This window comes from uncultured Rhodococcus sp. (genome assembly GCF_963525155.1).
Classification (GTDB): domain Bacteria; phylum Actinomycetota; class Actinomycetes; order Mycobacteriales; family Mycobacteriaceae; genus Rhodococcus_F; species Rhodococcus_F qingshengii.
In genome coordinates this window covers 1-23,046 of the sequence record NZ_CAURKP010000087.1, presented here as the reverse complement: position 1 = coordinate 23,046, position 23,046 = coordinate 1, and the positions used below count along the sequence as shown (strand labels likewise).

Genomic DNA, 23,046 nt, shown 5'->3' with positions numbered 1-23,046 from the left:
CTACCGCACCGGCGTCTGCCAAAGCAGCCTCCGGTGACAGCAGCCCGTACGTCACCCCGCTCGTGCGCAAGCTCGCCACGGACACCGGCGTCGACCTCGCGACCGTCACCGGCACCGGCGTCGGCGGCCGCATCCGCAAGCAGGATGTGCTCGCCGCTGCGGAGGCCAAGAAGGCTCCCGCCGCCGCTGCTCCTGCTGCAGCACCCGCGGCCGCACCGGCCGCCACCGCAGCCGCAGGCGTCCGACCCGAACTGGCACACCTGCGTGGAACCACGCAGAAGGCCAACCGTATTCGGCAGATCACGGCCACCAAGACACGTGAGTCGCTGCAGAACACCGCTCAGCTCACGCAGACCTTCGAGGTGGACGTCACCAAGATCGTCGCCCTGCGGGCCCGTGCCAAGGCCGGCTTCATCGAGCGCGAAGGCGTCAACCTGACGTTCCTTCCGTTCTTCGCCAAGGCAGTCGTCGAGGCGCTGAAGTCGCACCCGAACATCAACGCCAGCTACGACGAGGCTGCCAAGCAGATCACCTACTACGACGCTGAGCACCTCGGCATCGCAGTGGACACCGATCAGGGCTTGCTCTCCCCCGTCATCCACAACGCCGGCGATCTCGGCCTGGCCGGCTTGGCCCGCGCCATCGCCGACATCGCCAAGCGTGCACGCTCGGGCGGCCTGAAGCCGGACGAGCTCTCGGGTGGCACCTTCACCATCACCAACATCGGCAGCCAGGGCGCGCTGTTCGACACCCCGATCCTGGTACCGCCGCAGGCGGCCATGCTCGGAACCGGCGCGATCGTCAAGCGCCCGATGGTGGTCACCGACGAGAACGGCAACGAGTCCATCGGCGTTCGCTCGATGATCTACTTGCCGCTGACCTACGATCACCGTCTGGTCGACGGCGCCGACGCCGGCCGATTCCTCACCACTGTGAAGCAGCGGTTGGAAGAAGCCTCGTTCGAAGCTGATCTGGGCCTGTAAGCAACTGCTCGGCCGGCCGGGGCGTCATCTCCATCAGGAGGTGGCGCCCCGGCTTTTTCAGTACGGTCGGAGATATACGTTCGGATATCGAAGCACGCTGAATCGAAGGAGGCTTTCCGAATGCGAGTAGTCATCGCCGGCTCGTCCGGTTTGATCGGAACGGCCTTGGTATCATCGTTGCGCTCCGACAACCACGACGTGGTGCGTCTGGTGCGACGCTCGACCGCCGGCCCCGACGAATCGCGTTGGGACCCGGACCACGACCGTCTGGACCTCTCCGTCCTGCAGGGCGCCGACGCCGTCGTGAACCTCTGCGGCGTCGGCATCGGCGACAAACGGTGGTCGGGTTCCTACAAGCAAGCGATCCGTGACAGCCGCATCGTCGCGACCGACGTCTTGGCCGAAGCGGTCGCGAGTCAGAAGGTTCCCGTCCTCGCCAACGCGAGCGCCGTCGGCTATTACGGCGACACCGGCGACAAGATCGTCGACGAGGATTCGCCGGCAGGCACCGACTTTCTCGCCACGACGTGTCGCGATTGGGAACTTGCCACCGAACCGGCGCGTGCGGCGGGTGCCCGCGTTGTCAATCTGCGGTCCGGCGTCGTGATTTCACCTCATGGGGGCATGCTCGGTCGGCTTCGGCGCCTTTATTCGTTCGGCCTCGGCGGGCGACTGGGCAACGGTCGCCAGTACTTTCCGTGGATCTCACTCGAGGACGAGTGCGACGCGATCAAGTTCGCGCTCACGAATTCCGAACTCTCCGGTCCCGTCAACCTGACCGGTCCGGCCCCTGTCACCAATGCCCAGTTCAATGACGCCATGTCCCGTGCGGTCCACCGCCCGGCTCCCTGGATCGTTCCCGGGTTCGCACTCGAAGCGTTGATCGGAGAATTCGCCAAGAGCGGCATCCTCGGTGGCCAGCGCGCCATTCCCGCAGCTTTGGAAAGGGCGGGATTCTCTTTCCGCCACAACACGATCGGCGAAGCGCTGGCGGCCGCACTCGGTTGATTCCGAAGTCGGGCGTAATCTCTACGTCCATGAGCAGCGCTGCCGTTTCCGCCCGGTTCTCGAAACTGCCGATCGCCGTCGAGCAACTCGGTTCGATCGACTACAACGCCGCGTGGGACCGCCAGCGTGAGCTCGCGGCTGCGCGGGCGGACGACATCGGACCGGACACGCTACTGCTCCTCGAACACCCGCCGGTGTACACGGCAGGACGACGCACGGAACCCGAAGATCGTCCCGTCGACGGCACGCCTGTCATCGACGTCGACCGCGGCGGGAAGATCACCTGGCACGGCCCCGGCCAGCTGGTGGGATATCCGATCGTGAAACTGGCCGAGCCCATCGACGTGGTGCGGTATGTCCGACGCATCGAGGAAGCACTGATCACGGTGTGCACGGACCTCGGCCTGAACTGCGGGCGCATCGACGGCCGCTCCGGCGTCTGGCTGCCCGCCGAACTCGCAAACGGGCAATGGAAGCCCGAGCGCAAGGTTTCTGCCATCGGCGTGCGCGTCCAACGGGGCGTGGCACTGCACGGCTTCTCCCTGAACTGCAATTCGGTCCTGACCGGATTCGACAACATCATTCCCTGCGGCATCCGTGACGCCGGGGTCACGACACTGTCGCAGGAACTCGGTCGCGACGTCACCGTGGACGAAGTCACTCCCGCTGTGACCGAGGCAGTGATCGCTGCTCTCGACGGAACCATGCCCGTCACCGAACGGAACGTCGAGCGCGTCACCTTCGAAAGCGCCTCGCCTACTCCGACTTTTACTACCGTTCAGTACAGCTGACGGGCTCGCCCGAACCCCGTTGCAGTAATCACCGGGCGTAGGATCACTGTCGTGACTATCGCCCCAGAAGGACGTAAGCTGCTCCGTCTCGAGATCCGAAACGCGGAGACGCCCATCGAACGCAAACCCAACTGGATCAAGACCCGAGCAAAGATGGGCCCCGAGTACACGGAACTCAAGGGCCTGGTCAAGCGTGAAGGTTTGCACACCGTCTGCGAGGAAGCGGGCTGCCCCAACATCTACGAATGCTGGGAAGACCGCGAAGCCACGTTCCTGATCGGCGGTGAGCAGTGCACACGCCGCTGCGACTTCTGCCAGATCGACACCGGCAAGCCCGAAGCCCTCGACCGCGACGAGCCCCGTCGCGTCGCGGAAAGCGTTCAGGCCATGGGCCTTCGGTACTCCACGATCACCGGCGTCGCCCGCGACGACCTCCCCGACGGCGGCGCCTGGCTCTACGCCGAGACCGTCCGCAAGATCCACGAACTCAACCCGGGCACCGGCGTCGAGAACCTGGTTCCGGACTTCAACGGCAAGCCCGAACTGCTCGACGAGGTCTTCGCCTCACGCCCCGAGGTCCTCGCACACAACCTCGAGACCGTCCCCCGCATCTTCAAGCGGATCCGTCCGGCATTCCGGTACCAGCGCAGCCTCGACGTCATCACCGCAGCACGCGACTACGGACTGGTCACCAAGTCCAACCTGATCCTCGGCATGGGCGAAACCCCTGAAGAGGTCACCGAGGCGATGGCAGATCTCCACGCCGCCGGTTGCGACATCCTCACCATCACCCAGTACCTTCGACCCTCGCCCCGGCACCACCCCGTCGAGCGGTGGGTCAAGCCCGAGGAGTTCGTCGCACACTCGAAGGCTGCAGAAGAGCTGGGCTTCGCCGGCGTCATGGCCGGTCCGTTGGTTCGCTCGTCGTACCGCGCCGGCCGCCTGTATGCGCAGGCCATGGCACATCACGGCCGTGAACTTCCCGAGGCGCAGCGTCATCTGACCGAGGGCGGCGACGCTTCCCAGGAAGCCAGCTCACTCATGGCGCGCCTGAATCGCTGATCCACTTTTTGCTGTGCGCCTTTATTAACCGCGGGCGGTTAGTAAAGGCGCACAGCAATGGACGTATCCTGGGTACATGGCGAACGGCAGCAAATCCGGTAAGGGCAAACCCACCAAAGAGGCAAAGGCTGCAGCGAAGGCTGCCCGCAAGCAGGCTTCCAAGGAACGTAGAACGCAGCTCTGGCAGGCATTCCAGATGCAGCGCAAGGACGACAAGCTCCTCCTGCCGCTGATGATCGGCACCCTCGTCGGTGCGGCTCTGGTCTTCTTCCTGGTCGGCCTCATCTGGGGCCTTCAGTGGTTCCTGCTGCCGATCGGCATCGTTCTCGGTCTCCTCGGCGCCTTCATCATCTTCGGTCGTCGCGTCCAGAAATCGGTGTACAAGAAGGCTGAAGGTCAGGCCGGTGCCGCTGCGTGGGCGCTCGACAACATGCAGGGCGCGTGGCGCGTCACGAATGCCGTCGCCGGCACCACCCAACTCGACGCCGTTCACCGCGTCGTCGGACGGCCGGGTGTCATCCTCGTCGCCGAGGGTTCGCCGCAACGCGTCAAGGGCCTCCTCGCGCAGGAGAAGAAGAAGACCGCCCGCCTCATCGGCGACACCCCGATCTACGACATCATCATCGGCAACGACGAGGGCCAGGTTCCGCTCTCGCAGCTCCAGCGCTACTTGAACAAGTTGCCCCGCAACATCGACACCAAGCGCATGGACAACATCGAAGGTCGCCTCGCTGCGCTCAGCGCACGCGGCGGCGGAGCAGCGCTTCCCAAGGGCCCGATGCCCGGAGGCGCGAAGATGAAAGGAATGCAGCGAACCATTCGTCGTCGCTGACACTCCCTACAGCAAAACGAATGACCCGGGCCCACACGGACCCGGGTCTTTCCTCGTTCGAGAAGTTTGTGTCAGCGCGACTTCACGAGCAAAGTGCCGGTCGCGCGGTCCTGCATACCGCGACCGTCGATGTCGGTGATGGTCGCGGGAATCACGAACACAAGCAGCGCCTGACGCCCGAGCGCGCGCACGAAGCCCACTCGGATCGGGCCTTCGATACGCGCAACCTGAAGTCCGAGGACGAACTGCCCAGGGGTGAAGTTGAACAGCGCCACCGTGACGACACCGACGGCGAACCACACCATCAGAGTGACAGTCGAGGTCATACCGTCGAAGAAGTCACCGGTGATGAGCGAGGCCACTCCCACAGCCATCACCCAATCCACCAACAGTGCCGCGATACGACGGCCCGAACCGACCAGAGAACCCGGACCGTCCTGAGGGAAACCGAGGAGCTCGCCACGGTACGACTGCTCCCGGCCGTCCGCGCTCTTCGGCAAAGCTGCTTGCGGCCCAGAGAGCCAAGTTCCGGTGATACGTGCCATGCTGTCCAGGATAGGCGTCGCAGCACCGTAGTCCAGATTTGCCGGGTTTTAACTGTGTGGCCGGTCACATGGACTTCGGAAATCCCCAGGATGCTGCGACGCGTAACACTGCCGAAACAAAGGGTTGACGAGCGGGCAACACCAGCTCCCTACCGTCTGCCTCGACGGATTCAACCGACATCACTTGGCTGAAGCGACTTAAGGAGCACAAGCGTGGCGTTCACCACGGCCGAAGAGGTCATCAAGTACATCGCGGACGAGAACATCGAGTACGTCGACATTCGGTTCAGCGACCTGCCCGGCGTCCAGCAGCACTTCTCGATCCCGGCGTCTGCTTTCAACCAGGACGTGTTCGAGGACGGCCTCGCATTCGACGGATCTTCGGTCCGCGGATTCCAGTCGATCCACGAGTCCGACATGATGTTGCTTCCCGACGTCACCACGGCGCAGATCGACCCCTTCCGCAAGGCGAAGACCCTCAACATCAACTTCTTCGTGCACGACCCGTTCACCCGTGAGTCCTACAGCCGCGACCCGCGCAACGTTGCCCGCAAGGCCGAGGAGTACTTGGTCAGCACCGGCATCGCGGACACCGCATTCTTCGGCGCCGAGGCCGAGTTCTACATCTTCGACTCGGTTCGCTACGACTCCGGCATGAACTCCGCTTTCTACGAACTGGATTCCATCTCCGGTTCCTGGAACACCGGCGCAGAGACCAACGCCGACGGCTCCCCGAACCTCGGCTACAAGGTTCGCGCCAAGGGTGGCTACTTCCCCGTCGCTCCGTACGACCACTACGTGGACCTGCGCGACGAAATCTCCACCAACCTGACCAACGCAGGCTTCGAGCTCGAGCGCGGCCACCACGAGGTCGGCACCGGCGGACAGCAGGAGATCAACTACAAGTTCAACACGCTGCTCGCAGCTGCTGACGACCTGCAGCTGTTCAAGTACATCGTCAAGAACACCTGCTGGCAGCACGGCAAGTCCGCAACCTTCATGCCGAAGCCGCTCTTCGGTGACAACGGCTCGGGCATGCACGTCCATCAGTCCCTGTGGAAGGACGGCAAGCCCCTCTTCCACGACGAGTCCGGCTACGCAGGCCTCTCGGACATGGCTCGCCACTACATCGGCGGCATCCTGCACCACGCTCCGTCGCTGTTGGCCTTCACCAACCCGACGATCAACTCGTACCACCGTCTGGTGCCGGGCTACGAAGCCCCCATCAACCTCGTGTACAGCCAGCGCAACCGCTCGGCAGCTGTCCGTATCCCGATCACGGGCAACAACCCGAAGGCAAAGCGTCTCGAGTTCCGCGCACCCGACTCCTCGGGTAACCCGTACCTCAACTTCGCTGCACAGATGATGGCCGGCCTGGACGGCATCAAGAACAAGATCGAGCCGATGGCTCCGGTCGACAAGGACCTCTACGAGCTTCCCCCGGAGGAGGCTCGCAACATCCCGCAGGCTCCGACCAGCCTCGAGACGGTCATCAACCGCCTCGAAGCCGATCACGAGTACCTGACCGAGGGTGGCGTCTTCACCACCGACCTGATCGAGACCTGGATCTCGCTCAAGCGCGAGCAGGAAATCGCTCCGGTCAACCTGCGTCCGCACCCCTACGAGTTCGAGCTCTACTACGACGTGTGATCCGCATCCTGACGTAAGTCAGACCTGCGAGTACCGAGTCCGCCCGTCCCGCTTCTGCGGGGCGGGTGGACTTGTTTCGGTCCGAGGGAGATCCTTCGGACAGATGATGACCGGCCTTCATACCGGACGCGGTCGAATCGCGGATCAGCCGCGGGCACGTTGACCGATGGCCGCATTGTTGACAATATGGGCGATTCGACCTGCCCGTGTTGCGTCTCGAGCGGCACTGACGATCCACCACAGCATCTGTTTGCGGGCGCTGGGCGGAAAACTGTCCCAGTTGCTTCGCGCTTGCGTGTCCAGGTCCAGCGCCGCCTGCAAGTCAGATGGTTCCTCGAGGTCTTCGACTTGGTCGAGAATCGTCCACCAACCAGTGGATTTCGCGGCAGCAATGGCACCACGACCAGCAGCGGTCATGAGGCCACGCGCCTCCATATCAGCTGCGCGTTCGCGGTTGAGTCGGGTCCAGGAACTCTTGCGTCTCCGCGGTGTGAACAGTTGCAAATTGCGCTCTTCGTCGAAGACGGTGTTGGTGGAATCGATCCACCCAAAGCAGATCGCTTCCTCAACGGCCTGAGGATAGGGGCAGCGTGGTCGGCTGGTGGTGGTGCGCCAGGAGCACAACCACACTCCGCGGCCTGACGTGTGATTGTCCGTCAACCAAGTTCGCCACTGTTCGCGAGTCTCGGCGTGGATGATCGGGTAGTCGAACTTCCACGTCTGGGGGTGGACGGAAGCCGGCGGCGATGATTTCGAATCGGTCACTTACTCTCCAAGCCTAGAGGGAATCGGATACGTGTCTCGATAGACGAGGGGCCTGCGCAGGGAACACGTCCCCGCGGCAACTTGGACGTGAATGGTCTTGTCGCGCAATCCTCTTCTGACTGTCATGGTGGCGAGACCCTGAGGTGAAGGGCGAGCCGACTGACGGCGTCGGCGAGCTCGGTTGGTTCGATGACGACCACTGGGGCGGTGAGCGCAATGCGCGCAACCGTCATGGCGAGCCTGCCGAGATCCTCGCTGCGGATCTGGACAAGGCAGCGGTCCGCTGCCACCTCGATCGGTGTGTGGTCAATCATCTGAGTACGCCCGCGAGGTCGGCGAACGTGGCTTCGATGGCGAGTTTTGCATCGTGGTGACGGGGTGGCGAGCCCACTGATCTCGCGACGAAGCCTGCCGCGTCACCGCCCGGTATCTCGCGGGGAGTGAAATGACTGCCTGCCAGCCAGGGCTCCGAGAGCCGGTCCAGTCGAAATGTTCGCCAATCCGAACGATGGTGGTCCCATGCTACGAGATACCAACGACGTCCCGCCGTGACAAGGCGGTGCGGCTCGACGAGCCGTCTGCTGCTCTCGCCATCACCTCGCCGGTAGTCGAAACGAACGTGCTCGTGGTCACGACATGCCGCAGCGAGCACACTGAGTGCTTCGGGATCGACGATGTCGTCATCTGCCCGCCGTATGGAACTGACGCTCGAATGCAATGCCGACACACGTCGGCGAAGTCGATGGGGCAGGAGTGTTTCGATCTTCGTCAGCGCGCGCAGCGACGTTTCTTCGAGGCCGCCGATGGCAGCCTCGGCGGCGTAGCGCAGTCCGACGGCTACGGCCACGGACTCGTCATCGTCGAGGATCAAGGGCGGCACGTGCGCCCCCGTTGCAAGTCGGTAGCCCCCGTATTTTCCGGACGTGGAATCGACCGGATAGCCGAGGTCGCGTAGGCGATCGATGTCGCGGCGTACCGTCCGCTGCGTGACATCGAGTCGTGCGGCAAGTTCGGCACAGTGCCAGAAGCGATGAGTCTGAAGGAGCGAGAGCAGTTGCAGTGCTCGGCCTGTGGGATCGTTCCGCATTTCTTCAGATTGCCAGCGATCTAGGACTTTATGTGTCCACGATGCTCCCTATCGTCGGAGCAACCGGTCGATCCAGACACGAGATCGGTACTCGACTCAAAGGAGCATCCGTGAATCCATCCGACTTCCCCAGGCCCGTCCTCATCCCAGTGAACGGCGTGGAACTCGAAGTCTTCGAAGCAGGGCGACACAATGCCGGGAAACCCATCGTGTTGTGTCACGGATGGCCAGAGCACGCCTATTCCTGGCGATACCAGGTGCCCGCCCTTGTCGAGGCGGGCTACCACGTCATCGTCCCGAACCAACGCGGCTACGGCAATTCATCACGCCCGACCGAAGTGACGGACTATGACATCGAACATTTGGCGGGTGATCTCATCGCACTACTCGATCACTACGGCTACGACGATGCCACCTTTGTCGGTCACGATTGGGGTGCCTTTGTCGTGTGGGGCCTTACCCTGTTGCACCCGGACCGGGTAAACAAAGTGATCAACCTGAGCCTGCCCTACCAGGATCGCGGAGAGCAGCCGTGGATTGAGTTCATGGAAGCCGTGCTTGGCGGTGATTTCTACTTCGTCCATTTCAATCGACAGCCGGGCGTCGCGGACGCGGTGTTCGAAGACAACACCTTCCGGTTCCTCCGCAACCTGTACCGGAAGAACGAACCCCTCAGGGAACCTCAGCCGGGTATGGCGCTGATCGATCTCGCCAAAGCAGAGACACCACTCGGTGAGCCCCTGATGAGCGATAGAGAATTGGCCGTTTTCGTCTCCGCCTTCGAATCGACAGGATTCACGGGCAGTGTGAACTGGTACAGGAACCTTGACCGCAACTGGCATCTGCTGGCGGAGGTGGACCCGATCATCCAACAGCCCACACTCATGATCTACGGCGACCGTGACGCGATCGCGAGAGCTGAGAACCTGGCAGAGTTCGTGCCCAATGTGGAAGTAGTCAATCTCGACTGCGGTCACTGGATCCAACAAGAAAGACCCGAAGAGACCAACCAAGCGATCTTGAACTGGCTGCAGCGGCAGGATGCCACATAGTTTCAAGGCTAGGTGCGGTCTCAGTGAAAATGTCAGTCTCATTCAAGTCCAGTAGGGGGCTTGATCCGGAGCGACCTTCTTCGAGATTTGGCGAGAGCGTCGGTAAACAAACCATGCACTCAACCCGACGATGGGCACAAGCCAAATCCCGACAGAGAAGGCGACAGCGCGCCACACACCGACTCGCCCGGACACGGAAACCACATCGGCCGTTCCGACAAGACACAGGGAAATCCAAATCAAGGCGAGAATGAATCCGCCGCCGTACAGAAGAACGAATGCCCCGAATCCGTCCATGCAGTCCATTCCACTGTCGGCGCAGTCCTGAAGCCCCGCCGCACCGAGTAGGGAAATGTTCACGGTGGCGATGCTACGGGCCAGGGCGTCCCGAACTGCCGAACAAGCGGGCGGATTCGGCGATGCGAACGCCGCACAGCCCGAACAGAGTAGAAGCCCCACCCCCGTGGGGAGGGCGGGGCTTCCTCTGGTCCGGCGCTCACGCACAGTGGGAGGGTGGTGGACATGCCGGACCGACGACACGGCAGGGAGTCAAGCTGCCGCGCCCAAGCGCTGACCTGAAGGAATGCGCCTGAGATCGTGGTTACGAGAACCATCAAACCAGACAAACTGGACGCATGTTCAGGAATCGAGAGATTCGACCCCGCACGTCAGAAAAATCTCACTGCACCCGATAGGTTTCGCTGCGGCCAGGATCAACCAACCGCCGCATGATCTCGTACGCGCGGTCCGGATCCGTGTACGGCGGAATCATCATCAAAACGAGTTGACGACCATAGATGTCGTCGAGATACATCAAATCGTGGGGCTGGCCAGGGTACGGACCCCGCACTTCCAGTCCGTCGACCTCGTCGATACGACGCTGCGCGCTGCTGATCGTGTTCCAGTCGAACGCAACCCGCGCGATCGGCCCCAACCTCAGCGAAAGTGCGGATATCAGATCGTGAAGCTCCGCCGTGACGTTCGTGGTCCACGGGAACCACGCGCCGTCAACCGATGCCTTGACGGCACCTTGCCCACGAAGCAGGAATCGCGGAGTCCGCGTAGGCGACGGGAAAGGTTGCCCGACATGGCGCTGCGGCGCTTCCATTGCATAGTCGAGAGTGCTGATGTGCGCCATGACGAGGCTCCTTGACGGAGGATTCGTGGAACCGTCAGGCAGAGGTGCCCGGTCGTGGGTTCCATACCTTCAGACTACTCCGCTACGCAATCCCGACTACGCGTCGACGGAAATGATCACGCCGGTGTCGCCGTACGGGAACGGACCATTACCGATGTGACCGAGGGTGTTGAAGAATTTCGAAATAGGCACCATCACACCGTATTTCGCTTTGACCTTGCTGCGGATCTCGTCGAATTCTGCTCCACCGCTCACCAACTGAGCGGTCCCGGTGACCGGCGACGCACCGTCGGCAACCTTTCCGCGGTTGTTGCACGGCACCACGCTGACGCGTGGGTTGTTCCGCAGCCGCTTGGCCTTACCCGATTTCGAGGAAGTCCAGAAGCCGATACGTCCGTCAGGCAGAGGCACGACCCACGTCGGCGTGGCTACGCCGTCACCGCTCTTACGGAATGTGGTGACCGAGATCGTCTTCTCTTCGCCCAGGGACATGAGACGAGCGTATGCCTCCACAACCTCCACGACCATGCACGCGAATGAATTTTCTCTGCCTCAGGCGTTTCAAAACGGGCAATTATCCGGACGAAGGTGAACAACAGGTGCCGAGTGGTGGAAATGTCGCGGAACGACCCCGTCTCAGGTCGATTTGTGGCCCGCCGGTGTTGGAACATGACTTCTCGTGAATGCGGAACTCATCGTTCTCCTCGTCGTCGTCGTAACCGCTCTGGGGTTCGACTTCACCAACGGTTTTCATGACACTGGCAACGCTATGGCCACGTCGATTGCAACCGGCGCCCTCAAGCCCAAGGTGGCAGTCGCTCTGTCTGCTTCCTTGAACCTGGTCGGAGCTTTCCTCTCGGTAGAGGTTGCTGCCACCGTGGCCAAGGGTGTGGTGAACCTCGGAAATGTGGGTGGCCAAGCGCTGCTCACCATCGTCTTCGCCGGCCTTGTCGGCGGCATCATCTGGAACCTGGCAACGTGGTTGCTCGGCATCCCCTCGAGTTCCTCACACGCGCTGTTCGGCGGACTGATCGGCGCCGCAATCGCGTCCCTCGGAATGAGCGGTGTCGCCTGGAGCGGCGTCCTCAGCAAGGTTGTCATCCCCGCAGTTCTCGCTCCCGTCGTAGCCGGCTTGGTTGCCGCGGCCGGCACCTGGCTCATCTACCGCATCACCTCCAACGTCGGAGAAGAAACCAAGGACAAGGGTTTCCGACTCGGCCAGATCGGTTCGGCTTCACTCGTTTCCCTCGCCCACGGCACCAACGACGCTCAGAAGACCATGGGCGTCATCTTCCTCGCCCTGGTAGCCCACGGAACCATCTCCGCCGACGCGGACATGCCGTTCTGGGTCAAGCTCACCTGCGCGCTCGCGATCGCTGCTGGAACCTACCTCGGCGGTTGGCGAGTTATCCGCACGCTCGGCAAGGGACTTGTCGAGATTGCCGCACCCCAGGGCATGGCAGCCGAAGCATCCTCTGCTGCAATCATTCTCACCTCCAGCCACCTCGGCCTTCCCCTCTCGACCACCCATGTGGCGACGGGTTCCATCATGGGAACCGGTCTGGGACGCAAGGGCGCCGAGGTTCGTTGGGGCGTCGCCGGACGTATGGCGGTCGCCTGGTTGATCACTCTCCCGTCCGCTGCGATCGTCGGCGCTCTGTGCTGGGGACTGGCCAACATCGTCGGCGGCCTGCCCGGTGTCCTGGTCGTCTTCGCCGTGCTCATCGCGTTGGCCGGCTGGATGTACCTGCGCTCCCGCAAGGAGCCCATCGATCCGAGCAACGTCAACGCCGAGTGGGACGGCGGCCTGGTACCCGCAGAGGTCCCCGGTCCGGACGCCCGCGTCACCACCGACGTCAAAGCCTGAAAGAGGGAATCGACATGGATATCTTGAAAAACACCGTCGACTCGCTCTGGCAGGTCGTACTGGTCGGCCTCCTGCTGGGCGCCGGACTACCAGCGATCTTCGCAATCGGCCTGAAGTCGCTCGACGCCGGACAACGTGGCAGTGGCGGCGGGAGCACTGCCGTCGCGGCTCGCAGTCCGTTGGCCGTGGCAGGCGCAGTGGTGTGCTTCGCGGTCGTGCTCATCGCGATCGTCACCGGAATCCTCTTCATCATGCAGGGCTTCCTCAGCCACACATTCGGCATCGAGATCTTCTGATCCCGTGCGCCCTCACGAGCGGAAAGACATCACCGTGACTGCACCGACTCCATCCCTTCCTCAATCCATTCTTGACTGGCTTCGCGCCGGCTACCCCGAAGGCATACCGCCCAAGGACCGCATTCCGCTGGTCGCATTGCTACGACGCAAACTCTCGGACGCGCAAATTCGAGACATTGCCATCGGCGCTGCACTCGCAGAACTGAGCGACGTCAACAGCGACCAGGTGATCTCGAGCGACGAGATCAGCGCTCAGATCGCCGATCTGACGAGCCAGACTCCCTCGGACGAGGACATCGCGCGCGTTGCCTCCGTCCTTGCTGCCGCCGGGTGGCCCCTCGCTGATCTCGACAACCACTGAAGCTCGATTCGTTGAGTCTTCCACCACTTCTGGTTTCGATACTCGGCTGGCTGCGTGCCGGGTATCCGAACGGTGTGCCGGAGCAGGACTACGTCCCTTTGATGGCCCTGCTCCGGCGACAACTGTCCGACGACGAGATCGCCGTTCTTGCTGACGATCTCGTCGCCGGCTTTCCGCTTCCGGTCGATCCGATCGACTTTCCCGGTTCGGTCGATCCGATCGACATCGGCGTCCTCATCACCAAGGTCACCGACGATATTCCGCACGAATCGGACGTCGCTCGGGTGCGTGAACACTTGATTCGTGGAGGTTGGCAAATCGAGGCGCAACCTCCGGTCGACGACGCCTGACGGCATTACGGTAAATCAGACCAGTTTGATAACGAACCAGTAACGGTGCCGTCGAGGTCAATACAGACCACTTAGTGTCATAAGGAATTCCGCGCCTCGGGGGGCTCGGTCGGATTTCGGTGTGCAAGCACCTTTGGGGCGGGAGTGATACATGCACGAGGCTCACACAGATTTGGCGAAGAACCCAGATATTTCGAACCCGGATATTTCGAGAAACCGCATTTCGAAACGAATCAAGCGTCGGATCCTGGGCCTCGCCGCGACAGCACTCGCACTCCCCCTGACCGCAGGCCTGATCAGCGGATCGGTAGCGACCGCAGCGCCCGCGCGTACCGCCCCGGCCGGTGGCTACGAGGAAGTGTTCGTAGACTCGTCGATGGGACCGATCAAGGTTCAGATCCAGTGGGCTTCGCGCGGCGGCAACGCGGCGCTCTATCTTCTCGATGGCCTACGAGCACGCGACGACCGAAACGCATGGAGTTTCGAGACCAACGCTCTCGAGCAGTATCGTGGCGACAACGTCACGCTGGTCATGCCGGTCGGCGGGCAGTCCAGCTTTTACTCGGACTGGTATGCGAACAGCAATTTGAATCGCCAGCCGGTCACGTACAAATGGGAAACCTTCCTCACCCAGGAACTTCCCGCCTATCTGGAATCGCGCGGCGTCTCCCGAACCAACAACGGTGTGCTCGGATTGTCCATGGGTGGCAGCGCGGCACTGACGCTCGCCGCCTATCACCGCGATCAGTTCAAGTTCGCCGGATCGCTCTCGGGATACCTCAACATCTCAGCTCCAGGCATGCGTGAAGCAATCCGCGTGGCCATGGTCAGCGCCGGGTCCTTCAATGTCGATGCAATGTGGGGACCGCCGTGGAACCCCGCTTGGCTCCGCAACGATCCCTTCGTGTTTGCACCCGAACTGGCTGGGCTCTCGCTGTACATATCCGCTGCGAGCGGCCTGCCCGGGCAGTTCGATCAACCGCGTCGGCCCGTCGACTTCGTGAATACCGGTAGTGCCATCGGGCTCGAGGCCCTTGCCTTGATGAACTCACGGGCATTCCAACTGCGCATGAACTCCCTGGGAATTCCGGCAACGTACAGCTTCCCAGCCAACGGCACTCATTCGTGGCCGTACTGGGGTGCAGAACTGTGGAAGGCCCGAGGCCAGATCCTCGACACCCTCAACGCTTGGTGAACTGACAACTACTCGATCACCGACAACCACAGGCCTCGACCGATATTCGGTCGGGGCCTGCGTCGTTCGACATCAGAGCGCGGCAAAGAGATCCACGGTATTGCCGTCGGGATCGAGAAGAACGGCGTAGCGCTGGCCCCACACGGCATCAAATGGCTCTTTATGTCCGGGGAAGTCGGCTGTGATGCGCTGATACGCCTCGTCGACTGCAGCGGGTGTCCCGAAATCGAAGGCCAAAGCGACGGGGTGTCGACCTTCCCCGACAGCGAAGTCCGGATCGAAGCTCGCGATGGTGGACAGCGCGTCCCAGGCCAGCCGAAGCCCACTGTCGAAAGTGAACTCCACGTGTGGAGCGTCAGCGGGTGTTGCCGGAATGTCGAGCCCGAGGGTTCGGTAGAACGCGAGGGAACGCGCGAGATCGTTGGTGACGATTCCGACGAGATCGAGTCTCGGAGAGACGGACACGGTATTTCTCCTGTTTCGGGTCGAGAAGTGATCGGCGAGTGTGTGACGATGATCTGATGACCGGCACTGACACCCTCGCTCTTGACGGTAGTCGGACGGTAGCGTCGAGTCTTGAACAAAACGGCCACACCTATGTCGAGACTCGGATCACCGGTTCGGCCGGCCTGTTCAGTTGCACGTGGAAAAGCATCAGCGAAGCCCATACGCCCACGGAAGCAAAGCGAATTCTTCCCGATCTCTGCGCCGACTTCATCGTCGACAGCACCGGAAAGTCGTGGCTCGTCGGACCTGCCACCGGTGCCGATCTGGTTTCGGTCGCCGCCGGTACAACCATGTGGGGCATCCGGATCAATCCACCGGCTCTGCGGAGCCTGCTCGGCACAGCTGCCGACGCGGTGCAGGATTCGAAGATCGCCTTCGACGACATCCTCACTTCCAGACAAGCGCGGGTACTTGCCGACGCCCTGCGCCACGAGGCAGTCGACGCTCACCTACTGGGCCAGTTGTGGCGCGGACTGGAACCCGACCACGGAATCGAGCGTGGTTACTCCGCGCTCATCTCCTCCCCTTCGACGCCGATACGAGAGATTGCTGCAGACCTCGGAGTTTCCGAACGTCATTTTCGACGCTCGATCACGTCGTCGGTCGGGCTGTCACCCAAGCTGATTCAGAAGGTGCAACGAATGCAGGACGTGTTGACTCTCAGCCGCGGCGCAGATCTGTCGTTGTCGTCACTGGCCGGCCGCGCCGGCTACGCCGACCAAGCCCACCTCGCGCGCGATACGCGATCGCTGGCAGGTCTGACACCGACTCAGCTACTGCGCGAGCACCGGTAACGATGAGCGAAGACCTGTTCTCCGCCCTAGATCACCTGGCTGCCACGTCAGCTGTCGTGATCGATCGCCCCCGAGGGTCGGCACACCCGCGGTACCCCGATGCGATCTATCCGCTCGACTACGGCTATCTCGACGGCACGGTCAGCGCGGACGGCGACGGGATCGATCTGTTCCGAGGCTCGGCTGTCGGCAACGGTGTTGTCGCCGCGGCCGTTATTGCCGACATCGTCAAGAAGGACGTGGAAGTCAAGATCCTTCTCGAATGTACTGCGCCTGAAATCGACACTGCCACAATATTTCTCCGCGACGTTCTAGGTCTCGGTGCCACTGTCTTGCGGCGCGCCGTCAGCTGAGTTCGTCGAATCGCGGAACAAGATGCTCCGCAACCCACTTCGCTTCCTCGATCAGAGGCCAACCTGCCAGGATCAGTGCAGTCAAACCGGTTCGGCTGCGAAGCGTGCGTACCGAGTCCGTGATCGAATCCGGATCGCCGACGTAGTACACCGCCGATGACCCGGTGCCGAAGATGTCGAGGGGTGACCACGCCGTGATACCCGCGTACAGCCCGTCACCGACGTACAACTCCTCCGGTTCCGGAAGTCGGCCGGAAGCAATCTTGTCCGCCCAGCCCTGCCGCTGAGCGTCGCGAGCGGTGAAAGTCTTGAGGTCTTGCTTCCCCTGAGTGCGACGACGTACTGCGTTGTCCAAGACATGAGCGATCTGCTCGACGCCCGTCTTCTCGAACAACGAACGGAACCGGTCCTGCGCCTGCGCCTTGGTGGGGCGAACGATCACACCGGTGAGCGCACCGAAGTCGGTGAACTCGCGCCCGGCTGCCTCCGCCGCCGCCCGTGCGGCAGAGAATTTGTCTTCGATGAACGAAGTCTCGCGCAACATCGCCAGATAGGTGTCGAGCACCTTGCCTGAATTCGCCAGGCCTGCAGGCGAATCACCGGTACCCCACAGCGGAACCTGATGCCCAGCGGGCGCATCGATACGCAGTGGTGTGTTGGGAAAGTTCGACTCCGTGCCTTCGGCGTAGATGCGGCGGAAGTCCGCCCAGTACTGCTCCCCCAACTCGTAACGCTCGTCGTGGGGCACGTTCATGTCGTACTTGGTCAGGATGTTCTCGCGTCCGTTGACCGAGTTGATCAACAGTCGGCCGCCGCTGAAGGCGTCGAAAGTCAATGCCTTCTCCGCCAGCAGTCGCACCGGCGTCATGTTCGCGTAGACGGCGACGAGGAACTTCATGCGCGTGGTGTGCGCTGCCGCCCACGTCGCCGAGATGAACGGATCGTTCGGCCAGGTGGCAACAAGCGCACCTTCGAATCCGCCGTCGTCGATGGTCTTCGCGAGCTCGATCTGCCTGGCCCCGTCCACGGGGGAACAGCCCACCGGGGCTCCACGGGTAGTCCCCGTCTGCCTGGGTGAGATACCAGAATGTCTTGATGCCCATCAGTTCTGCACTCCAGCCGGCAGGTCGAACGATTCGATTCGGGCACGCGAACGGATGGTGTCCGCATTCACGCTGTAGAGCGCGTCGAGGTATGCGACCGCGAAAGAACCGGGGCCCGAGGCATTTTCCTCGGCGATCTCCGATGCCACGGCAACATGCGTGTGCGCGGCAACCAATCCGTCCAGCGCGGTCGACGTGACGGCGAGGTAGGCGGCGACAAGACCGCCCAGAGAGCAACCGGTACTGGTCACGCGCGGCAACAGCGCGCTGCCACCGGAGACTCGGATGCCCTGGGTGTCACCGCCCGCATCGCGGCCGACGATGTAGTCGACCGGTCCGGATGCCGACACGGCATCCGCACGCTTCAAGAGTGACAGAGCGGCGGGCACCGCGTCGGCGGAATCGGAGGCACTGTCGACGCCGCGGGTGTCACCGCCGAGTCCGGCCAGAGCGATGATCTCCGATGCGTTCCCGCGGATGGCGCTGGGGTGAAAGCGCAGCAGATCCACAGCGATACCGCTCCGCCAGGGTAGTCCGCCGACACCGACGGGATCCAAAACCCATGGCGTACCGGCAGTTCGGGCCGCTTCTGCTGCTATCAGGAAAGCTTCGGCTGTCCCGTCGTCCGGCGTTCCGAGGTTGACGAGCACTCCCCCGGCGATGGCAGCGAACCCACCCGCTTCGTGGACGTTGTCGATGTGAGCGTTGCTTGCGCCGGCAGCGAGCAGAACATTGGTCAAGAAGTTCGCAGAAACGATGTTGGTCAGCGACTGGACGAGCGGTACCTGATCGCGGAGTGCGTCGATCGCCGACGCGACGGTTTCGACAGAGACAGTGTCAGACATGAGAATTCCTTCAGGACGGGAGGTAATTGAGGACTGCGGCGATTCAGGACCGCGGACATCGAACATCCGCAAGCGCGCCGCCGGGCTCACCGCCGACAACCATCGGCAAAACCGGATCTGCAGTCCATTCCTCCAACGAGCCGTCGTAGACCTTGACGTCCTCATAACCGCCGCGGATCAGCGCAAGTGCTGTCAGACACGCCGAAACTCCACCGCCGCAATAGATCACGACAGGGTCGGCGGCGGTTGGTAGAACGTCGGCCGATTTCGACAACACTTCCTCGACTGGAAGCATCCTGGAGTCGGTGTCGAGGAGACTCTTCGCGGACAGATTCACGCTTGACGGAATGTGTCCGCGTCGCGAGTATCTCGTCTTCTCCGTTCCCTCGTACTGCTCAGGCGCGAGAGCGCACACCAGCGTTCCGGCTTCGCCGCCGCTGGACAGCGACGCAACGCGAGGTAAATCGACCCAGAGGCCCAGATCCGTCACGCTCCAACGCTTCGACGCCGACGTGTGGGTGACGTCGTCGCCGCTCGCGAGGGCGAAGCCGCATCGAGTCCATTCGGCGAGGCCACCGTCGAGGACCCTTGCTTCGACGCCGGCGTTGCGAAACACCCACCAGAGCCGTGATGCCCAAGTGGTCGAACCCTGGTCGTAGATCACGATTGTCGCACCCGGTTCGATACCACTGGATTGGAGATCGGAAATCAACTGCTCCGTTGACGGTCGTGTGAAATGCAGCGCCGCTTCCCTTTCGGAAAAGACGTCCATGAGGTCGACGTGTCGGGAACCCGGGATGTGCGAGGAAACCCAGCCGTCGTACCCGGACTCCGGGCGATAGTCGCCGTCGAATCGCGCGGGAGGAAAATGAACCGTCGCGTCGAGCACAGCGACGCCTCCCTCGCGCAGCATCGCGTCGAGTTCAGCAGCACTCACCATCGGCGACGCGGTCTCTCCAGCCACTTCAGACCCTCTCCCTCGGAAACGAACAAGCACGAACCTAAATGAGTACTAGCGTATACGCAAGTACTCACTCGTCGCCGATGGCATAATCGAACGCGCTCTACTTGCATGCACAGGAATGAGGACACATGGATCTCGACGCCGATACGAGCACCACCGATCTGCTGGTGCCGGAGGCTGCGCTGGGCCGGTCCGATCAGACCTCGCGGCAGTACCTGCGCCTGCGAGCCGACATCCTGGCCGGCAAGTTCCCCCAGGGCTCTCCGCTGCACGAGACTCAATTGTGCGAATCGTACGGCGCATCGCGTACCCCGATCCGCGAGGCACTCAACTGGCTCGCGCACGACGGTCTACTCGAACGAGCCGCCCGCGGTTTTCGTGTCCGTTCCGGCACACCCGAGGACGTCATCGAAATCTACGCAGCGCGGGTTGCCCTCGAATCGGAAGCCGCCGGCGCCGCCGCACTCCGCCACAGCGATCTCGACCTTGCCCGCCTGGACGGATTGCACGAGTTCTGCTGCACTGCAACAGAAGGTACCGAGGTTCGTGCCGGAAACTTCAAGTTTCACGAGGCCCTCTGGCAGGCCGCCCACAATTCCACGATCACCTCATTGCTGATCCGCCTCACCACCCAACTGCGAATCTACGACAGCGGCCCGCCGTCGAACTACGGCGAACCTGACCTGCTCAATTCGGAGCATCAAGAGATCCTGAACGCCATCCGCGCCCGGGACGAATCGTCCGCACGTGGTCACATGCGCAACCATCTCGAGCGCAGCCGCGACCAACGAATAAGGATGTTCGCCAGCCGCTGACTTCAGACAGCCCAGATTTCTGCACGCCGACGCCTGCGCCGCCGTCGCTCAGACGGGGAGCGTGCCGGTGTCGACGTCGTACACGCTCTCGGCCGGGCTCGACATCACTCGATCCGCCATCTCCTGCTTGAGCTCTGTCAGCCGTGACTCGTCTTCGGCCGTCCGGTCGGACTTACGGGACAGAGTGATGAACTCGTCGACGACGAACCCCTCCCGAACAGTCAGCGTGACGCTCGCGCCGCGATAGGTGATCCGAAATACATACAGCGCGAGCGTGTTTCCACGTTCACGCCTGGCCAAGGATCTGTCAACGGTGTACCGCCCTTCGGTCACCGCGCGCGTGACCAACTCGAACGCATCGCGCACTCCTGGTCCGCCGTGTGCGGTGGCCACGACCAGGTCACGACGCTCGACGGAGCCCTCCGCGCCGAACACACCGAGAGCACGCTCGAGAACCTTGTAGGCATGGGCCACGCCGCCCGGGGCCTGCGGACCGTGATAGCGGAGGGCGTCCTCGTACGTGAAGTCGAGCATCGTCCCGTGATCGGTCACGGTGAGCGTGGTGGTCATGATGGGCGTCCTTGCCGGTCAGTGCTGGCGGTCGATCGGATTGATCCGCGAGACGATGAGCGGATCGATCGGGGTGAAAGGAAAGTGCGGCAGATCCCGTTCCGGAACACCGAACGAGGCCGAGAGAACGCCGCGTGAGAACGCGGAAGCCGTTGCACGGTAGCCTATGTCGCCCGGCGTCGGCTGGTCGAAGAAGATGAGGAAGTTGATGTCCTCGTCACCTAGAACCTCGATGTGATGGGGATAGGCACGCGGAACGAAATACACCTGACCGGGCTCCAGTAGGTAGGTGTCGAGCGAACCGTCCGGATCGAGGACCGTCATCCGCCCGTGACCACGATGCACGTATCCCATTTCGGCAGTGACGGGATGCCAGTGTGGCTCACGCATCCCACTCTCGCGAATTGTCAACGAGTACATCGAAAGATCCTCCAGCGCCGCCCAATACTGCTTGCGCGCCACTTTCGCCTGTCCGTACGGATATGCGAGAGGCGCGATCTGGCCTTCGAGATCGAAAAGATGCGCGTTGGGAAGGCCGGCGGTATCGGGAACGACGGCGGCGCCGTCCCGCCGAACTATCTGGGACGCATCGGCTCTACCGAAGACGTCGAAGGCCGATGCGGCGAGATCGTACGTGTTGCCGAGCACCGCGTTCGACATTGCGCTGACGCTACTCTGCAACGAAAAGTGCTGCGGCAGAGAAGTACGCAGGGCGGCGATGATCTCCGCCTCCTCCTCTCCGACATTCTCGATGTGATAAATCGCGCCGGATTCGACGTGATACATCTGCTCCGCTCGCACCACGAAACTGGCGAACTCGTCAGCATTGCCCAACATCGAGACGAGCACGGTTCCGCTGGTGACGTAGGCGATCTGGTTCGCGTTGACGTTCCATTGTGGTTCACGGATCGCGCCGGGACCGAGAACAATTCGTTTGATCGACAGACCGGACAGGATCGGCAACGAACTCGTGTCGAGCTGCGAGATCGACCCGAGTTCGTTCTCGAAGACACTGGGGCCATTGCGTAGTGAGGCAACGTGTGTAGACATGGCCATTTTATCCTTCCCACTCTGGTCCTTTCGACTCCGGTCCTTACGCCTCGCTGACGTCAGTCCTCGATGAACGCGAGAATGTCCTGGTCCAGTGTCTTCTGATATGAGCCGTAGATGCCGTGGGGTGCGCCCGGATACACCTTCAGCGTGCCCTTCTTCACCAGCTTGATCGCCTTCTCGGCCGCTGCGCCGATCGGCACGATCTGATCGTCGTCGCCCTGAGCGATGAGGAACGGAACGTCGATGGCTTCGAGATCGGAGGTCTGGTCCGTCTCCGAGAATGCCTTGACGCAGTCGTAGGCCGCGGCGAGATTGACCAACATACCTTGCCGCCAGAAGTCGTCCTTCGCACCTTGCGAGACGTCGGCACCTTCGCGGTTCGCGCCGTAAAAGCTCTCGCTGAGATCCTTGTAGAACTGCGATCGGTCTCGCAGAACTCCCTCACGGATGCCGTCGAAGACCTCGATCGGTGTGCCTTCGGGGTTGCCGTCCGACTTGACCATGATCGGCGGTACGGCGCCGGCGGTGATCACCTTGGCCACGCGCCCTTTGCCGTGCTGCGCCGCGTACCGGACCACTTCCCCGCCGCCGGTCGAATGGCCAACCAGGACCAGGTCTTTCAGGTCGAGTGTGTCGATCAGCTCAGCCAGGTCCTTGGCATATGTATCCATGTCGTTGCCGGTGTACGTCTTCGACGAGCGACCGTGTCCTCGACGATCGTGCGCGATGGTCCGGTATCCGGCGTCGGCGAACAACTTCATCTCGACCTGCCACGCGTCAGAACTCAGCGGCCACCCGTGGCTGAGGACGATCGGCCGGCCGACGCCGTGCTCGGTGTAGTAGATCTCGGTTCCGTCGGAGGTGGTGATGTAGGGCATGCTCTGCTCTTCTCTGTCGAGTCGTGGACTGAGATCCGGACACGGTGCCCGGTTTCCTCACTCTGCGAGTGCCCACTACGGGGGCAGTCGACTCATCGATCGACAGAAATGTGCGTGGGGGCAGAAGACTCCGGCCCGACACCACGAAGCGTGGTGCCGGGCCGGAGCCTTCAGTCAAAGGG

28 protein-coding genes and 1 pseudogene are annotated in these 23,046 nt (G+C 62.4%); 15 read left to right on the top strand and 14 right to left on the bottom strand.

Annotated features, from left to right (window positions below; genetic code table 11):
* From sucB to RWT78_RS17760, 5 genes are all read left to right on the top strand, one after another.
* The coding region (gene sucB, locus RWT78_RS17780; RefSeq protein WP_314677009.1) for a 2-oxoglutarate dehydrogenase, E2 component, dihydrolipoamide succinyltransferase at positions 1 to 983 on the top strand (983 nt) is incomplete at its 5' end.
* A 120-nt stretch (positions 984 to 1,103) separates the two neighbouring features.
* Positions 1,104 to 1,991 (top strand): TIGR01777 family oxidoreductase, encoded by an 888-nt coding sequence (locus RWT78_RS17775; RefSeq protein WP_030537054.1) that lies wholly within the window; start codon positions 1,104 to 1,106, stop codon positions 1,989 to 1,991.
* 29 nt (positions 1,992 to 2,020) lie between these two features.
* On the top strand, positions 2,021 to 2,782 hold the full coding sequence (gene lipB, locus RWT78_RS17770) for a lipoyl(octanoyl) transferase LipB (RefSeq protein ID WP_007730040.1): 762 nt from the start codon (positions 2,021 to 2,023) through the stop codon (positions 2,780 to 2,782).
* 51 nt (positions 2,783 to 2,833) lie between these two features.
* Complete coding sequence (lipA, locus tag RWT78_RS17765; RefSeq protein ID WP_209908925.1) at positions 2,834 to 3,844, top strand: lipoyl synthase; 1,011 nt, start codon at positions 2,834 to 2,836, stop codon at positions 3,842 to 3,844.
* A gap of 76 nt (positions 3,845 to 3,920) precedes the next feature.
* Positions 3,921 to 4,676 carry a DUF4191 domain-containing protein gene (locus tag RWT78_RS17760; protein WP_003941625.1) on the top strand — a complete coding sequence of 252 codons (756 nt, stop codon included), beginning with the start codon at positions 3,921 to 3,923 and terminating at the stop codon, positions 4,674 to 4,676.
* Positions 4,677 to 4,747: 71 nt separating this feature from the next.
* Here RWT78_RS17760 and RWT78_RS17755 read toward each other — a convergent pair whose 3' ends face one another.
* Positions 4,748 to 5,221, bottom strand: coding sequence for an RDD family protein (locus RWT78_RS17755; RefSeq protein WP_314677004.1), 474 nt, complete (start codon positions 5,219 to 5,221; stop codon positions 4,748 to 4,750).
* Between the two features lie 213 nt (positions 5,222 to 5,434).
* Here RWT78_RS17755 and glnA point away from each other — a divergent pair, with 213 nt between their 5' ends.
* A complete protein-coding gene (glnA, locus tag RWT78_RS17750; RefSeq protein WP_003941609.1) occupies positions 5,435 to 6,871 on the top strand; it encodes a type I glutamate--ammonia ligase in 1,437 nt (478 codons plus the stop codon).
* A gap of 144 nt (positions 6,872 to 7,015) precedes the next feature.
* Here glnA and RWT78_RS17745 read toward each other — a convergent pair whose 3' ends face one another.
* The 3 genes from RWT78_RS17745 to RWT78_RS17735 all read right to left on the bottom strand — a co-directional run bounded on the left by RWT78_RS17745 (position 7,016) and on the right by RWT78_RS17735 (position 8,723).
* Positions 7,016 to 7,636 carry a YdeI family protein gene (locus RWT78_RS17745; protein ID WP_042445829.1) on the bottom strand — a complete coding sequence of 207 codons (621 nt, stop codon included), beginning with the start codon at positions 7,634 to 7,636 and terminating at the stop codon, positions 7,016 to 7,018.
* A 122-nt stretch (positions 7,637 to 7,758) separates the two neighbouring features.
* Positions 7,759 to 7,950: a hypothetical protein gene (locus tag RWT78_RS17740; RefSeq protein ID WP_314677000.1), complete on the bottom strand. Its 192-nt coding sequence runs from the start codon at positions 7,948 to 7,950 to the stop codon at positions 7,759 to 7,761.
* Positions 7,947 to 8,723 (bottom strand): YafY family protein, encoded by a 777-nt coding sequence (locus RWT78_RS17735; RefSeq protein ID WP_314676998.1) that lies wholly within the window; start codon positions 8,721 to 8,723, stop codon positions 7,947 to 7,949. Before RWT78_RS17735 ends, RWT78_RS17740 begins: the two co-directional genes overlap by 4 nt.
* Before the next feature lie 110 nt (positions 8,724 to 8,833).
* Between RWT78_RS17735 and RWT78_RS17730 the strand changes: the two genes are divergently transcribed.
* Positions 8,834 to 9,775, top strand: coding sequence for an alpha/beta hydrolase (locus RWT78_RS17730; protein WP_314676996.1), 942 nt, complete (start codon positions 8,834 to 8,836; stop codon positions 9,773 to 9,775).
* 42 nt (positions 9,776 to 9,817) lie between these two features.
* Here the strand turns inward: RWT78_RS17730 and RWT78_RS17725 are convergent, their stop codons facing one another.
* From RWT78_RS17725 to RWT78_RS17715, 3 genes are all read right to left on the bottom strand, one after another.
* Positions 9,818 to 10,135: a hypothetical protein gene (locus tag RWT78_RS17725; protein ID WP_314676994.1), complete on the bottom strand. Its 318-nt coding sequence runs from the start codon at positions 10,133 to 10,135 to the stop codon at positions 9,818 to 9,820.
* A gap of 319 nt (positions 10,136 to 10,454) precedes the next feature.
* Positions 10,455 to 10,913 carry a DUF5994 family protein gene (locus tag RWT78_RS17720; RefSeq protein ID WP_003941615.1) on the bottom strand — a complete coding sequence of 153 codons (459 nt, stop codon included), beginning with the start codon at positions 10,911 to 10,913 and terminating at the stop codon, positions 10,455 to 10,457.
* A gap of 96 nt (positions 10,914 to 11,009) precedes the next feature.
* Entirely contained in the window at positions 11,010 to 11,405 is a 396-nt protein-coding gene (locus RWT78_RS17715) for a PPOX class F420-dependent oxidoreductase (RefSeq protein ID WP_037129725.1), read from the bottom strand.
* A gap of 187 nt (positions 11,406 to 11,592) precedes the next feature.
* On the opposite strand from RWT78_RS17715, the gene RWT78_RS17710 reads away from it, so the two are divergent.
* The 5 genes from RWT78_RS17710 (at position 11,593) to RWT78_RS17690 (ending at position 14,982) form a co-directional block, all read left to right on the top strand.
* Positions 11,593 to 12,780: an inorganic phosphate transporter gene (locus RWT78_RS17710; protein ID WP_003941590.1), complete on the top strand. Its 1,188-nt coding sequence runs from the start codon at positions 11,593 to 11,595 to the stop codon at positions 12,778 to 12,780.
* 14 nt (positions 12,781 to 12,794) lie between these two features.
* Positions 12,795 to 13,076 (top strand): hypothetical protein, encoded by a 282-nt coding sequence (locus RWT78_RS17705; protein ID WP_003941641.1) that lies wholly within the window; start codon positions 12,795 to 12,797, stop codon positions 13,074 to 13,076.
* A gap of 34 nt (positions 13,077 to 13,110) precedes the next feature.
* Positions 13,111 to 13,437: a DUF3349 domain-containing protein gene (locus tag RWT78_RS17700; protein WP_003941653.1), complete on the top strand. Its 327-nt coding sequence runs from the start codon at positions 13,111 to 13,113 to the stop codon at positions 13,435 to 13,437.
* Positions 13,438 to 13,448: 11 nt separating this feature from the next.
* Positions 13,449 to 13,787, top strand: coding sequence for a DUF3349 domain-containing protein (locus RWT78_RS17695; protein WP_314676990.1), 339 nt, complete (start codon positions 13,449 to 13,451; stop codon positions 13,785 to 13,787).
* 151 nt (positions 13,788 to 13,938) lie between these two features.
* Entirely contained in the window at positions 13,939 to 14,982 is a 1,044-nt protein-coding gene (locus tag RWT78_RS17690) for an alpha/beta hydrolase family protein (protein WP_019748933.1), read from the top strand.
* Between the two features lie 72 nt (positions 14,983 to 15,054).
* Here RWT78_RS17690 and RWT78_RS17685 read toward each other — a convergent pair whose 3' ends face one another.
* Positions 15,055 to 15,447 carry a VOC family protein gene (locus RWT78_RS17685; RefSeq protein ID WP_314676987.1) on the bottom strand — a complete coding sequence of 131 codons (393 nt, stop codon included), beginning with the start codon at positions 15,445 to 15,447 and terminating at the stop codon, positions 15,055 to 15,057.
* Positions 15,448 to 15,503: 56 nt separating this feature from the next.
* Here RWT78_RS17685 and RWT78_RS17680 point away from each other — a divergent pair, with 56 nt between their 5' ends.
* Positions 15,504 to 16,283: an AraC family transcriptional regulator gene (locus RWT78_RS17680; protein WP_314676985.1), complete on the top strand. Its 780-nt coding sequence runs from the start codon at positions 15,504 to 15,506 to the stop codon at positions 16,281 to 16,283.
* 2 nt (positions 16,284 to 16,285) lie between these two features.
* Positions 16,286 to 16,636 carry an inorganic pyrophosphatase gene (locus RWT78_RS17675; protein WP_314676984.1) on the top strand — a complete coding sequence of 117 codons (351 nt, stop codon included), beginning with the start codon at positions 16,286 to 16,288 and terminating at the stop codon, positions 16,634 to 16,636.
* Here the strand turns inward: RWT78_RS17675 and RWT78_RS17670 are convergent.
* The 3 genes and pseudogenes from RWT78_RS17670 to RWT78_RS17660 all read right to left on the bottom strand — a co-directional run bounded on the left by RWT78_RS17670 (position 16,629) and on the right by RWT78_RS17660 (position 19,548).
* Positions 16,629 to 17,739 (bottom strand): annotated as a pseudogene (locus RWT78_RS17670) (LLM class flavin-dependent oxidoreductase). The gene RWT78_RS17675 and the pseudogene RWT78_RS17670 overlap by 8 nt on opposite strands.
* On the bottom strand, positions 17,739 to 18,584 hold the full coding sequence (thiM, locus tag RWT78_RS17665) for a hydroxyethylthiazole kinase (RefSeq protein ID WP_314676982.1): 846 nt from the start codon (positions 18,582 to 18,584) through the stop codon (positions 17,739 to 17,741). Before thiM ends, RWT78_RS17670 begins: the two are co-directional and overlap by 1 nt.
* 43 nt (positions 18,585 to 18,627) lie before the next feature.
* Positions 18,628 to 19,548, bottom strand: a complete 921-nt coding sequence (locus tag RWT78_RS17660; protein ID WP_314676980.1) for a rhodanese-like domain-containing protein — start codon at positions 19,546 to 19,548, stop codon at positions 18,628 to 18,630.
* A gap of 128 nt (positions 19,549 to 19,676) precedes the next feature.
* Here RWT78_RS17660 and RWT78_RS17655 point away from each other — a divergent pair, with 128 nt between their 5' ends.
* The gene (locus RWT78_RS17655) at positions 19,677 to 20,363 is read left to right on the top strand and encodes a GntR family transcriptional regulator (RefSeq protein WP_003941581.1); all 687 of its coding nucleotides are present in this window, start codon (positions 19,677 to 19,679) and stop codon (positions 20,361 to 20,363) included.
* Between the two features lie 48 nt (positions 20,364 to 20,411).
* On the opposite strand, the gene RWT78_RS17650 is transcribed toward RWT78_RS17655, so the two are convergent.
* Genes RWT78_RS17650 through RWT78_RS17640 form a run of 3 tightly spaced genes read right to left on the bottom strand, consistent with a single transcriptional unit; the run spans position 20,412 to position 22,864 of the window.
* Positions 20,412 to 20,933, bottom strand: a complete 522-nt coding sequence (locus RWT78_RS17650; RefSeq protein ID WP_314676977.1) for a hypothetical protein — start codon at positions 20,931 to 20,933, stop codon at positions 20,412 to 20,414.
* 18 nt (positions 20,934 to 20,951) lie between these two features.
* Positions 20,952 to 21,983, bottom strand: a complete 1,032-nt coding sequence (locus RWT78_RS17645; protein WP_314676976.1) for a cupin domain-containing protein — start codon at positions 21,981 to 21,983, stop codon at positions 20,952 to 20,954.
* Positions 21,984 to 22,042: 59 nt separating this feature from the next.
* Positions 22,043 to 22,864 (bottom strand): alpha/beta fold hydrolase, encoded by an 822-nt coding sequence (locus RWT78_RS17640; protein ID WP_003941629.1) that lies wholly within the window; start codon positions 22,862 to 22,864, stop codon positions 22,043 to 22,045.
* Positions 22,865 to 23,046: the final 182 nt, after the last annotated feature.